Annotated in this window: 13 protein-coding genes; 2 read left to right on the plus strand and 11 right to left on the minus strand. The window is 65.2% G+C overall.

Annotation, left to right across the window (positions count from 1 at the left end):
* Positions 1–52: 52 nt before the first annotated feature.
* Positions 53–802 (minus strand): hypothetical protein, encoded by a 750-nt coding sequence (locus ACZ6NC_RS20870; protein WP_465734826.1) that lies wholly within the window; start codon positions 800–802, stop codon positions 53–55.
* A 141-nt stretch (positions 803–943) separates the two neighbouring features.
* On the opposite strand from ACZ6NC_RS20870, the gene ACZ6NC_RS20875 reads away from it, so the two are divergent.
* Complete coding sequence (locus ACZ6NC_RS20875; protein WP_465734828.1) at positions 944–2,026, plus strand: hypothetical protein; 1,083 nt, start codon at positions 944–946, stop codon at positions 2,024–2,026.
* Between the two features lie 49 nt (positions 2,027–2,075).
* Here the strand turns inward: ACZ6NC_RS20875 and ACZ6NC_RS20880 are convergent, their stop codons facing one another.
* From ACZ6NC_RS20880 to ACZ6NC_RS20925, 10 genes are all read right to left on the minus strand, one after another.
* Positions 2,076–2,534, minus strand: coding sequence for a hypothetical protein (locus ACZ6NC_RS20880; RefSeq protein WP_465734830.1), 459 nt, complete (start codon positions 2,532–2,534; stop codon positions 2,076–2,078).
* Positions 2,535–3,102: 568 nt separating this feature from the next.
* Positions 3,103–4,266 carry a hypothetical protein gene (locus ACZ6NC_RS20885; protein ID WP_465734832.1) on the minus strand — a complete coding sequence of 388 codons (1,164 nt, stop codon included), beginning with the start codon at positions 4,264–4,266 and terminating at the stop codon, positions 3,103–3,105.
* 7 nt (positions 4,267–4,273) lie between these two features.
* On the minus strand, positions 4,274–5,209 hold the full coding sequence (locus tag ACZ6NC_RS20890; protein WP_465734834.1) for a restriction endonuclease: 936 nt from the start codon (positions 5,207–5,209) through the stop codon (positions 4,274–4,276).
* A gap of 144 nt (positions 5,210–5,353) precedes the next feature.
* Positions 5,354–6,463, minus strand: a complete 1,110-nt coding sequence (locus tag ACZ6NC_RS20895) for a DUF3644 domain-containing protein (protein ID WP_465734836.1) — start codon at positions 6,461–6,463, stop codon at positions 5,354–5,356.
* 290 nt (positions 6,464–6,753) lie between these two features.
* The gene (locus tag ACZ6NC_RS20900) at positions 6,754–7,587 is read right to left on the minus strand and encodes an IS3 family transposase (protein ID WP_465734838.1); all 834 of its coding nucleotides are present in this window, start codon (positions 7,585–7,587) and stop codon (positions 6,754–6,756) included.
* Between the two features lie 50 nt (positions 7,588–7,637).
* Positions 7,638–7,895 (minus strand): hypothetical protein, encoded by a 258-nt coding sequence (locus ACZ6NC_RS20905; protein ID WP_465734840.1) that lies wholly within the window; start codon positions 7,893–7,895, stop codon positions 7,638–7,640.
* 463 nt (positions 7,896–8,358) lie between these two features.
* Positions 8,359–8,820, minus strand: coding sequence for a hypothetical protein (locus tag ACZ6NC_RS20910; protein WP_465734842.1), 462 nt, complete (start codon positions 8,818–8,820; stop codon positions 8,359–8,361).
* 572 nt (positions 8,821–9,392) lie between these two features.
* Positions 9,393–10,010: a DUF5995 family protein gene (locus tag ACZ6NC_RS20915; RefSeq protein ID WP_465734844.1), complete on the minus strand. Its 618-nt coding sequence runs from the start codon at positions 10,008–10,010 to the stop codon at positions 9,393–9,395.
* A gap of 196 nt (positions 10,011–10,206) precedes the next feature.
* Positions 10,207–10,602 carry a DUF3224 domain-containing protein gene (locus tag ACZ6NC_RS20920; RefSeq protein WP_465734846.1) on the minus strand — a complete coding sequence of 132 codons (396 nt, stop codon included), beginning with the start codon at positions 10,600–10,602 and terminating at the stop codon, positions 10,207–10,209.
* 95 nt (positions 10,603–10,697) lie between these two features.
* The gene (locus ACZ6NC_RS20925; RefSeq protein ID WP_465734848.1) at positions 10,698–11,789 is read right to left on the minus strand and encodes a PP2C family protein-serine/threonine phosphatase; all 1,092 of its coding nucleotides are present in this window, start codon (positions 11,787–11,789) and stop codon (positions 10,698–10,700) included.
* Between the two features lie 146 nt (positions 11,790–11,935).
* Here ACZ6NC_RS20925 and ACZ6NC_RS20930 point away from each other — a divergent pair, with 146 nt between their 5' ends.
* The gene (locus ACZ6NC_RS20930; protein ID WP_465734850.1) at positions 11,936–12,913 is read left to right on the plus strand and encodes a pseudouridine synthase; all 978 of its coding nucleotides are present in this window, start codon (positions 11,936–11,938) and stop codon (positions 12,911–12,913) included.
* Positions 12,914–12,940 lie beyond the last annotated feature (27 nt).

Below are 12,940 nucleotides of genomic sequence, written 5' to 3' on the forward strand. Positions count from 1 at the left end.
CGGAGCTACGCATCCTGACCATCCGGCGTACCCCGCGTGGACAGGTTGCCGGTCACGCCGCCTCCCCCTCGCCGTCCACGACCGTGCCCGGGTCATCGGGCGGCGCGCCCAGGAGCTCATCGCGGCCGGGCAGGTAGTCCAGGAGCCGGTTGGCCTCGATGATCTTCTGGAACTGCGTCCACTCCGTGCGCCAGCTGAAGCTAATGCGATTAGCTATCGGGAACAACTGTTCCAGGCCGACGGTCGACTCCCAGTGCTGCAGCGTCCGGAGGCAGTCCTCCAGAATCATCCCTTCTACGAAGCAGACCTCTTCGAGCACCGCCCTCGCGGCCTGGGCGAGGTCGTCCTCCAGCGCGATGGTCGCGCCGAGCGGCTGCTGCTCGTAGGACTCCAGGGCGGCCTCGAACACCGCCCGGGCGTCGACAGTCACCCGCTCGACGACCTGCGCGCCGAGCTCACCGAGCGCCACGGCGACCTCCGCCCCCAGCTGATCCAGATGCTCCGCCTGGTCCACGGCTTCCCGCGCCAGCACGAGGCTGTGCTGCGCGCGGGCCTCCTCCACCGGCTCGGGGATACCGTGGTTGGGGGACTCGATGTTCCTCATGTGCGTCTCCTGCTTCTCGACGAGGCGCTGGAAGGTCCAGGCCGTCATGGAACCGATCTCGTGGAGCGACCGGACGAAGACGGGGTCGCCCTCGCTGATCGCCTCCCAGAAGCGCAGCTCTCTCTGGAGCCGCACCATGAACTGCCGCGCCGCCTGGTCGATGCCGTCGTCCCAGGCGTTCGCGTTGAACCCGTTCATCGCCGGGCTCCCTTCAGTTGAGACCTGGCCTCGGCCTTGGCCGGCCGAGGCTCGTGAGGTCTGTCGGGCCTCAAGAATGGGACCGATAGCACATGTGCGTCTAAGGTCCCGAGGCAATTCCGAGGCAACAACGAGTGCGAGGTGGCCATGCAGTCGTCTGATGCTGATCCGGATACACCTACACGCCTAGCGGTAGCCGCTAAGCTCAAGCAATGTGCTGGCGATTTTTTCGAGAAGTGCCTGAAGACAAACGACTATGAGTGTCTCGCGGACCTGGAGCTTGTGCGGTCCAGGCTTCACGTTGACAGGACCGGCAAGGTAGTCGGCCATCAAAACGGCGTGGATGAAGCGATCAGGGTTGCCACCTCAACGCTCCGCGGCGAGTACCGAATCCTGAAGGGGAAGGTTCCCGGAAAGACCATTTCGGTGCCAGCCAAACAGGTCAGGCAAGGGCTTCTTGTGGCTTTCGGGCTGGATGACAATCCGATATCTGATTCCGCACTCCGGCGGGCCCGCGTGCGAGAAGTTTTAGGGCTCACATGCGGAGAGAGAACCTATCGTGGTGACCCTGGGGTTCTCAGCCCGGAGCAGAACCTAATGGAGATACTTGCCGACGAACTCATAAGGCAGGGTCAGGCAGTTGAGGGCGCCCGCACTGAGAAAGTGGCCTACACCTTCCATTTGGCGTCTGAGCACCCCGGCTGCCAAAGCCCGCACCCCTTTGCGCTGGAACGGCTCGACACGGTCCGAACCGTCAGGTCAACCCTCAATGAAGGGACCTTCATTGTTGACCCCGAGGAGGTTGTCGGAGTCGGCCGTGGAGCGTACTCCTGCATCTGTGGCGCATGTTCACCTGCGATCAAGTCAAACCGGCTCGTGATTAGCTTTAAGCGGATGCCACACGGCACGGCCAGGGATCTTGGATATGTGGTGACGTTCAATCGTCCCGAGAGATCCCGCTTTGGAACCTTCACCATCCGTCCGATGCGCCCATATGAAGTGGTGAGCGTGCGGGTTGTCATCGCGCCAGAGGTTACGCGCAGTCGCGAAGTGTTTTCCTTTGAGCAGAAGCTGGAACCACTATTCTGGTCCGGCTCAACTTCTGGGCTAACGCGGCTAGTCCCTGACGAGCGGGGCGCGTACCGCTTCGAGGTGGTTAAGCCGACTCCACTGCGATACCTCGGGTTTGCTCTGGATGACGAGAGACTTGTGACTGGCGGCTGAGTAAGAACATGAAAAAGGCCGCGACAGATGTCGCGGCCCTGCTTGGTTATCAGAGATCTTCCCCGAAGAGATCGCTGAAGAGACTGAGAAGCGGACTAGGTGCCGTCGGGGTTTCTTCTCCGGGCTCTAGCCGGCAGAGTGAAACTGCTCCATCCCCGAAGAGTGAGCCGATTACCCAGATCTGCTCCGGGTAGTCGCTGCGATCACCCATGAGCCAACCCTCGAACTCGTGCTCTGGCGGCTCGTGGAACGCCTCGGGGACACTATGGCGGTCATAGACAGCCCGGATGCAGGTCGGGACCACCAGGATGGTGACCGCGTCTTCCTGCTCGGTTCCCACGAACTCGCCGCGAACGTTAAAGGCGAGCGCCTTCGGTGCCCAGCGGGGGCTCTGTCGTATGCAGCTGAGGAAATCATCCAGGCTGTAGCGACCAGGGACACCATCTGCCCGGGAGGTGTCGCTTATTATGCGCCTCTTGTGGCGCTCAGGCGTAACGTCAATTGCCACCAGGTCTCCCATTTGGGATCGAGGGCCTGGTGATTCCAGGCCGCACCCCTATCACTCAGCAGGGGCTCGGTCTGGAATATTGCATTATGGCACATAATGCAATAAATTGCAATAGAAGGAGGGTTAAAGAGGCCCAAGCTGAGCCTTACTTTAAGTGGGCAGAACTCGAAGCGGTATGCAAACGACTGACTAGAGATCTTTGAAGCAGACGCTTGTCAGCTGTAGCAAACGGAGCGATAGTGGTGGACCCTGTCGTCAGCTGATGTCATGCATGTGAGCACGCCAGCGATCCAAGGGATCAAGAAGCAGGCTCGTTGACCTGCGTCCCCAAGCGAAGGATCCAGCCGATGAACCTGCGGCCACGTCCTCGACGAGACCAGAATTTGCCTCCAACTCGTCCATCTCGCTCCGCCTGGATTATTATTGCCATCGGCCTCGGTGTTGGGCTTGCTACAGCCTTCCTGCCAGTCCTCATCCCATGCCTGACGACCACAGCTGCGGTCGTCGCAGCGGCTGCGGCCGTGGTTGCCATCTGGCGACGTAGCGGGCTCTAGGCTCCCTCAAGAAGCTAGGTAGCCGTGGGACTTAGATCGAAGTGGGCATCCAGACCATCAAAGAACTGCCGAAGCATAGCTACTGCATCTGGTTGCATGAGCTCGTAGCCACCGAAGCGGAAAACCTCGTAGCCCTTAAGTCGGAGCGCTCGGTCCTCGGCCACCATCTCCGAGTAGATCCGCGGCGATGCCTCGTCTATCTTGCGGCCAGGCTTAGGGTTGACAAGCCTTTTCACCGAGTAGTGCTGGACGCCGTCCACCTCGATGACGACGCGGACGCCGCCGGGCAGCAACAGGAGGAAGTCCATACGCTCGCGCCCCAGGCGATCGCCCTTACCGAGGTGCTGGCGTTCCCGCTTGGTCAGCGGATCGAAGTGCAGGTACACCTGCGGCAGTAACGCTGGCCGCTGCTTGCCAGATTCTCCCCCGCGGTACCGCTCGCAGTAGGTGCGGAAGACGATCTCCTCGACCTTGTTTCCCTGAAGTGAGGCGAGCAGCCGGTTGTAGAGATGGCCACCTACCGTCCGGTCATCTTCGTCCCGAAAGCCGTGCTCCTGGCGCCACCACCCGACAAGGTCACCCCAGGTGAGGCCAGCGTTACCGAGCGGCCGATTGTAGATGAGACAGTGTTCAGCGTTCTTCGTGACCTTGATGACGTTATCGAGCGCGTCATCGAATACGAGCTCCGGCTTGAAGTCGGACGACGCGAAGATGACGTTCCGCAGCTGGCCGTCGGGTCCGCGGTACCCAGCCGGCTCCCGCTCCGCGTCTTCCAGATCGTCCAGCTGTTCCCAGATCGGCGCGAACAGCTCGTTCAGGTAGCCCCGACGTGCCGCCCACCCGCCAGCGCCGCCCATGCTCTCGCGGCTCCAGTAGCCCCGGAAGCTCTTGAAGTCACGAAAGGGCGTCTTGAAGTCAATCCCGAGCCGCCCCAGGACCGTCCGAAGGGTACGGAGGGCCGCCGCGATCTGCTCCTCGTCCAGCCGCTGCCTCTCGTCGGTGCCATAGGCCTCCAGCTCACCGTGAACGAGCCGCGCCAAGGCGTGTCCCAGATCAAGATCAGACTTGTCTTGGTCGATGCCAAGCCTCACCATTTCAAGTCGGCCAAGGTGGAAGACCTGCAGCGGCGGCAGCCGGCCGTCCACATAGACAGGCTCGAAGAAGTAGTCAGGAGTCATTGCGGGCCTAGTCGGCCAGCGCCAGGTGCGCCGGGAAGTAGCAGTTGCCGGTCTCGTTGGCGTACCGCTTCTTGCGCTTGAGGAGCTCATCGAGCGGGATACGCCCCTCCAGCACGGCGTACAGGTCCGCGCCGTCCATGGTGATGAACGAGGTCCGGCGATCATGCTCGCGCAGCGCGCCGGCCGTGAAGCCGTTGACGGCGATGTACAGCCCGAGGGCGTTCTTGCCCTTGCGCCTCACCTTGGCGTCGAAGATGTCCACGTGCTCCCGCTCCATCGGCTCCTTCCACCACTTCGCTTCCACGATGTAGTCGTCGGTGTCGAACGACAGGGAGCCGTCGATCTGCTCGGTCTCCAGTTTGTAGGACAACCGGGGGTCCAGATCGAACAGGTGGAACAGCTCGTTCAGGAAGGGTTCGAACGCCAGACCGGCCTTCTGCCGGTTCGGCATCTGGCTCAGCTCCATGAACCGGTCCTTGAGCGCCACCAGCTTGGCCGCGAAGCCCTGCTGGGCCTGGGCGGCTGCCCGGTGGTCGGCCAGATCCGCGGCGAGCCGCTGGCGCTCGTCGATGATGCCCTGGTGCTGCTGGGTCCAGGTCTTCAGGGCGGCCACCGCCTCCTGAGCGGCCGGCAGCAGGGTGGCCGCGTCGGCGTGCCGCTTCAGGCTGGGGAAGCTGTCCATCTGGGCCACTTCGAGCATGATGCTGAGCGTGAGGTCGCGGTACCGCGCCTCGCCCGTCAGGAGCCGAGTGACGAACGCCTTGGCGAACACGATCTTGTAGGCGGTGAAGTCCAGGCCGGCGACCAGCTCCGGGTGGGCGCTGCTGCGGGTCCGGATGAAGTTCTCAAGATCGCCCTTGTACCAGTAGATGGCGGCCAACGCTTCCCGCAGAGCGTCGTAGGCCCCGGGGTGAATCCGCTGCGCCCGCATTGACTGAGTCACGTCTACCTCTGTCCTCCCCAGTCGGGTCGGCTCGACCCGCTACCCCGATCAGCTGATGGTACCGACGCAGACCGTCAGAACAGGGTCAGCCGTCCGACCAGACCCCCTGTCCCGCACGGACTGCATCGAACTTCTGATCGAACGTCATGCGGACTTCTTCTGCGCCAGGTTGTCGACCTGGTGTTCGCCGCTGGATTGGCCGGGCAGCTGGACCACCTGCCCCTGCGGCTCACCCCCAAAGAACGCGCGGTACTTCTCCGGAGTGCCAACCTCGGTGATGATCCGCTTCACCCAGGCGTCGGTGTAGACGTAGTTCCCGAACGCCTCGCTGTACACGCAGTACTTGGCGTCCGTGTCGTACGGCTTCGCGGCCCCCTTCGGCTTCCGCACCCCAAGCCGGTGCCACAGTTCGGTGTGGTGATGGATCTTGAAATCGAACGGCACCTGGCTGTCGACCAGCTGGACGACCTTGCTCGGCAGCAGCTTGCCCTTATCCGCCACCTCCACCTGACGGTCGCGAACGAGAACGGTTCCGTTTCGGCCCGCCTCCGTCATGATCTTCCGCTCGTCCTCGGTGAGCTCATCCAGCCTCACGAAGTTGATCGCTAGGTCAGCATCGGTCTTGGGGCCCACGATGGGCACCAGTCGAACGCGGTAGTCGTACTGAAGATCATCCAGGACCTCCTGGTCGAGCGCCGCCTCGTAGCGGGCGACCAGGTCACGGGTCCGTCGCGGGAGCTTGGCTGCGGCCGCACGTAGTTCGTCGCGGCCGGCCGCGGTGAGCTGCTGGAGCGAGATCGGGAACCGCAACCGATCGGCAAGGCTGTAGAGCGGCCCGAAATGGGACACCATCTCGTGCTCGAAGTTGAAGACGAGCGCCTGGGCCTTGCCGCCCGTCACGACCTTGAGCCCGTGCTCGTAGCGGTGCTCCACCTTGTTGCGCAGCTGAACGAAGAGCTCGGCATTCAGTCGGACGGGGTCCGCCGAGTTGGGGTAGCGCCGCTTCAGGCAATCCTCCAGGGCCCAGGCCTTGGGCTCACCGTCGACGATCGCATGCCGCCCGGTTTTGGGGTCCCGGTAGTGGTAGTCCACACCGTCCTTGTGGAACTCCGCATGCAGCAGGTAGTGCCACGCCTTGTGCATGTGGGTCAGGAAGTCTCCGTAGTCACCACCCGAGCAGTTCCACTCATCGACCGCCTTGAGGGCGTGCCGTTGAGACTGCATCAACATGTGGTGCCACCGGGGCTTTGCCATGACGCCTCCTGCCATTCTGTGATCAGGATCACATCCCCGGTGGCCTCGTGGCAATCAAAATTCCTTCTATCCGACTTGCGCACCACCACGCTCACGAGTCGCACGGTTGTGCGAGCTTCGACACAACCGACGCCGCTGCCGCTCCATGCGGATGTCGCCCTTCAGATTCGGATCGACGACCACGGTGCCACTGAGGGCCGTAGGCTGGCCTCAATACCCACCTGACGCCCTTGGTGGTGCCCCTCGCGGCTCCGGGGGTGCATTGGCAGTCCGTGGCATCGGCCACGGTGTCAACCTCCCACTTTCTGCAACACCTTGTCTCTTTCAACTTTTAGCGTAGCGGCGTAAGCCGCTGGACTCATTTTCAAGGCCGTATGTATGCGGTTGTGGTTGTAATAATAAATCGTCAGGGCCACCGCCTCATATAAATGTGGGGTGTCACGGTACTCGCCAAGTGGCCCCAGCTCTAACTTAATCGTGCCAAAGAACCGTTCCATGAAACCGTTCTGCCAGGGACTGGCTTTGTCAGAGCACGACAAAACGATTTCCATGCGCTCGCATAGCAGTTCGTGCTTGTGGCTTAGGTACCCGCTGCCTTGGTCGGAATGCAGGATGGTGGGCGCCGGGTGCTTGCTCAATGCATCCAGCACGGCGGCGTAGGTCAACTCGCTCGTGTGACGCAGACCGAGTTGCCAGCCCATGACCTGACGTGTCTTCAGGTTAATAACTACCGCCAGGTAATGAAAGCTGCGGTCAAACCACAGGTAGGTAAAGTCTTGCACCCAGCCACCTGAATCAGTCATGCCGGCATAGCTCATGCCGTCCTGGGGCCGGGATACATCCTTGAACGTGGCATAGGGCCGCAAGGCGTTATCTGGCGCTGGTATCTCAGCTCGGCCAGATTTGCCGTACCTGCGCTTCTTGCTCGCTCGCTGGATGACAATACCGGCTAAGTTGCGGATACGTCGGGCTTTCTTCTCGCTCCAGCCTAGGTGCAGAGCGAGTCGTGCAACGCCGTAGAACTGGTGATCCTCGTGGGCCTTCTTAAGGGCGGCCACCGCCAAGGCGTCACGAGCGGCTAGTGCCTGAGGCAGGCGGTAATAGCTGGTTCTAGAAACTCGCAAGATGCGGGCAAAGTGACCGCGCCACCCTGGTTCGACTTCTTCCAGGAGGCTTAACTTTTTGGGCGCTGCATCTCGGCGGTGGCTCGGCCAATAATCCGGTATGCAATCTCAAGTTCTTTCCGCAGCTTGTTGTTTTCTAAGATGAGGTTGCGATTGCCATCCACTACGCCCTCGCGGAGCCAGTTGTAGATGGTCTTGCTGTGGAAACCGTAGGTGACGCTAGCGTCGGCGACGCTCAGGCCCTCATTACGGATCTTGGTGATAATTCCAGCCTTAATTTTTGAGTCGGTGGGTTGGCCGGTTGGCATCTGGACACGCTCCTTTGGATGATTTGCGTAGTGTATACGGTTATCTGGAAAGAGACAACGTGTTCATTTTAAGGGGAGGGTGACATTGCCGCCCAACTTAGTTCCGTACCGGAACCGAAGGAGTCATTCCAATACAGCTATGAAATCGACTTCTCGGATTCTCCCCTCATGGGTGGCGGGGCCTACAACCTGAAGATGCACTCTTTGCCACAGATTCCTCAACTGACCGTTCAGCTCAAGTTTGAATCTGCATGTAGCCCGTATCGCGTGCTTGCCGGGCGGCGTTCGGATGATCCGTGGCTACTGAAAGGGCAGGAGGAAGTGCTGCGGCCGCGACAGGACGGATCGTATCGGCATATCGTCCGCCAACCTGACCCCCACTACTACCATTGGCTCGTTATCTCATGGGCATCCCGTGAGGGAAAATGAAAAGGGTGCAAGTTACCTTGCACCCTGTTGGGAGTTAATCGGTTGAGTCGCTGTCGGGCACGCCCTCCGGCACAGAGTACTTCGGAACTGAGCCGGTGGCCTCGCTGGCAGGGATAACCCGGATTTCACCTTCCTCGATGATGCCGACTTCCCCGCGCGTGTCCAGCTTTAGCCGTACCCAGATTTGCTCTGGGTAGTCACCGAGTATCCAGCCTTCGACCTCATAGTCGTATACGCGCGAATCGTCGGGGCTCACCGCGCGTATGGACGTTGGAACAACTTGGATCGTGATCTCGTGGCCTGCCATCCACTCAGAAACGATAAGCTGCTCGTAGACGACAAGGTCTACTGCTACGGGCTTAAATCTGGTACCGCGCCTCAGTGCCTCGAAAAAAGCATCGAGCGTCAGGTCGCCGCCGTAGATGGCGGAATGGCCCGACCATTCGGGATGTCCGACTTCGTCGTCATCGAGGTCGTTCTCGAAGCCAATTGGCATTGTGATCGGCCTTCCTGCTTGAGGGGAGGCCCGATATTCCGGGCCCACCTCTATCACTCAGCAGAGAAGGATCCGCAATCGAACATCATAAACTAATTCATCGGGAATTGCAAGGACTTTCTTGAATTCCGCGCCTGTAACTCGATGTGGCTCCTAGGGAATTCCCTTCGATTAGCGACGAAAAGCCCGTCGAAGGCGGGCTGAACATTGGCTTGGGATCTCGCTCGGTATCAGTGCTTCCAGTGGATCTGAATGAATTCCGGGTCGAACCGGATCCCGCCAGGTCTTACTGCCGAGTCGGCCGCCCGGGATCACCGTGACCCGCTCGACCACCAGCTTCACGATGCTCAGCCGCCAGTCCAGGCCGGAGGCGTCTCAGGCTTCCCGGATCGTCTGGACAGCTGGCACCCGGGCCAGCGCCGTCTCCTCCTGAGCGGCGGCCAGCAGGCTGCCGGGCCTCCTGGACCGCTGCCTCGGCGATGGGCTTGGCCTGGGCGAACTGCTCGCGGGTGAGGAGGTCCGTGACGAGCTGGTCGACGCCGGGTGTCGATCGACGCCGACGCTGCCGAGTTCTACGCTGAAGGCGGGCGGCCGATGTGGGCGCCACCATCACGGTTTTGAGAGGTCCCTTTCGGAACAGTCGCCCACGCCGCGTCCCGGGCGGCGTCCACCGACCAGGCGCCCACCCGGTGCGTCAGCGGCTCGGCCCGCTCCAGCACGTCCGGCCCCGGCATCAGCTGCTCCCGCACGGCCGTCTCCACCGCGGCGAGCAGGCCGTTGATCCGGTGGTAGTCGGCGGCTAGCTGCCAGGGCGTGCGGCCGAGGCGGTGGCAGGTGTCGACCACGGCGAGCGGCAGGTCGTGCTGGATGTGGGCGTTCATTCCGGCCAGCGCGAACTGCATCGGGTGCACGTCCGGGTCCGCCCGCAGCTCGAACAGCGGCCGCCAGCAGGCCGGCGGCCGCCGCCCCGCCGCGACGGCGTCCACGGCCAGCAGGTACCGCCCGGCGAACACCACGTCCAGTTCGGCCATCGCGGCCGGGTCGGCGAAGTAGCGGCGGCCGAGGTGGCGGCGGACCGCCTCCGTCACGGTGAGGTACATCCGGTTGAACACCGCGACACCGTCGCCGTCCGGGAGGCCGGCGCCGATCCCGCGCAGCCGGTGGATCACCTCGTCAACCGCGTGCGCCATGTCCCGGGCCATTCGTCACCTTCCGCGATCGATCGTCTGCCGATCGCATCATCGTGACAGCGGCGGGCCGGGCGACGCCGACGCCGCGCAGGCACTCCCGCCGGCCCGTATCGGTCCGGCCCGTCCTGGTTCGGCCCGGATCGGCCCAGCTCGCGGGCCCGGATCGGATCGGCCCAGTTCGCCGGCCCTGCCCGGATCAGCCCAGCTCGTACTCCAGGGCGTAGGTGTGCCTGCCCTCGTCGTCCACGTTCAGCTCGAACGTGCCGGTCAGCCCCGCCAGCTCGCCCGCGCCGGTGCCCGCCAGCACCCGGATCGCCAGCCGCTCGCCCCGGCTGTCCGGCGCCGTGTGCTGGAGCACGAACGAGCCCTTCCGGCCGTCCAGCTCACCGGTGAAGTGCTCCATCGCGACGTACCCCGCCGGGGCGCCCGAGCCGCCCAGCACGGAGAGCATCCGCACCACGCTGCTGCCCGTCAGGCCGCCCGTGAACTCCTTGGTCATCCGGACCCGGCCGAGCGTCGCGCCCGGTCGCTCGTCCGTCTCCTCCGGCTCGAACGCGGTCACCTCGAACGCCCCGCCCGCCTTGATCCCCATGACACCGTCCCCTCGACGAACCTGCCCGTGGACGGCGCTCCGCCGACCGCACGGACAGCGTTGCACACGGCACCGACAGTGGCGCCGACCGCCGCTCAGTGCTCCCAGCGCAGTGCCAGCAGGGCCGCGTCGTCGGCCAGGCCGGCGACGCCCACCCAGGCGCGGACCTCCGCCAGCAGCTCGTCCAGCACGTCCTCCGGGCTCCCCGCGGACACCCCCGTCAGCCGCTCCGCCAACGGAAAGAACCGGCCGGCCGCGTTCCGGGCCTCGGACACGCCGTCGGTGTAGAGCAGCAGCAGGTCGCCCGGACGGGGTTCGAAACCGCCCGCCCGGTAGCCCCCGCCCATCAGGCCGAGCAGCCCCAGCGGCGGGGCGTGGTGCGGCGGCTCCAGCTCGCTCACCCGGCCCGCCGTGCGCAGCAGCGGGTGCGGATGGCCGCAGTTGACCAGCCGCGCCGCGCCGCCCGCCGGGTCCACCCCCAGCAGCAGCGCCGTGACGAACCGCTCGTTCACCGGGCGGCTCGCCAGCGCCGAGTCCAGCCGCTCCGCCACCCGGGCCAGCTCCGGCTCCGTGCGGGCCGCCTCCCGGAACACCCCCAGCACGTCCGCCGCCGTCTCCACCGCCGGCAACCCGTGCCCCTGCACGTCCCCCAGCAGGACCCGGATCCCGTACGGGCCCTGCGCCACCTCGTACAGGTCCCCGCCGATCCGCGCCTCGGCCGCCGCCGCGACGTACCGCACCGCCACCCGCAGCGGCCCGAGCCGCTCCGGCGGCGGCCGCAGCAGCGCCCGCTGCGCCGCCTCGGCCACCGTGCGGACCTGGAATAGCTCCCGCTCCCGGGCCGCCACCAGCACCACGTTCCCGGCGCTGGCGAGCGTGGCGGCGAGCACGGTGATCAGCGCGGTCAGGTGGACGGAGGTGGGCAGCCCGTGGTTGGAGACCTCCAGCAGGCCGACCGCGACCATGGCGGCCGCTCCCGTGAGCAGCGGCACCCGGGCCCGCCGGGTGGTCGCCCCGGCCAGCACCGGCGCCACCGCGAGCACGGGGGAGAGGGTCGTCCCCGGACCGGACACCAGGTCGGCCACCACGGCCGCGACCAGCAGGAGGTACGCACAGGCGAGCAGCAGCCGCGTCCGCCGCGGCAGATGCAGCGGCGGCACCGCGCCCTGCGGTCCGTCGGCGGTCACGCGTACGCCTCCAGTGGGGGTCGGCGGGGGCCTCACCGTCCACTCTCCACCGCGGCGGCCGCCATCGGCACGTCGGACGGGGCGCCCCGCCCTCCCGCCGGCCGCCCCGGGGTGCCGTCGCCGCCCCCGGCTAGGCTGGCGGCGAGATGAGACGCAAGAGCAAGCCGGTCGCCCCCCTTCCCCAGCGCCGCGGGGTGGACCCGGTGCACCTGAGGCTGCCCGTCGAGGGGCCGTGGCCGACGGTGCGCGCGTACCTGGCCGAGCGGCTGCCCACCGTGGCGCCGGAGCGGATCGACGCGCTGCTGCAGGGCCGCGAGATCGTCGGCCAGGGCGGGCCGATCGGGCCGGACGAGCCGTTCCGGCCGGGGGCGCACCTCTGGCTCTACCGCGAGCTGCCGGACGAGGTCCCGGTCCCCTTCGAGGTGGAGGTGGTGCACCGCGACGAGCACCTGGTCGTGGTCGACAAGCCGCACTTCCTGGCCACCACCCCGCGCGGCCGGCACGTCGTCGAGACGGCACTCTCCCGGCTGCGGCACTCGCTGGACCTCCCCGCCCTCAGCCCGGCCCACCGGCTGGACCGGCTGACGGCGGGCCTGGCGATGTTCGTGGTCCGCCCCGAGGAACGCGGTGCCTACCAGACGCTCTTCCGTGACCGGCTGGTCCGCAAGGAGTACCGGGCGATCGCGCCGTACGACCCGGCGCTCGCGCTGCCGTGCACCGTGCGCAGCCACATCGTCAAGGAGCGCGGCGTGATCGCGGCGCGGGAGCTGGACGCCCCGCCGAACAGCGAGAGCCGGATCGAGCTGGTCGAGCACCGCGACGGCCTAGGCCACTACCGGCTGCTCCCGCTCAGCGGGCGTACCCACCAGCTGCGACTGCACATGAGCGGCCTCGGCCTGCCGATCCTCGGCGACCCGGTGTACCCGGTGCTGCTGCCGGATCCGGCCCCGGACGACTTCCGCCGCCCGCTGCAACTGCTCGCCTCCACCGTGGAGTTCACCGACCCGCTGACCGGCCGCCCGCGCCGCTTCGAGAGCCGCCGCACGCTCGCCGCGTGGTCGGACCCGGCCGCCTGGGCGGGCCCGGAGGGGCTGGGTGGGCGCCGCCTCGGCCCCTTGATCTAGGTCAAAGGGACGACCTGGTCCCAGGCC

It is taken from the genome of Kitasatospora sp. NPDC041988 (assembly GCF_055588525.1).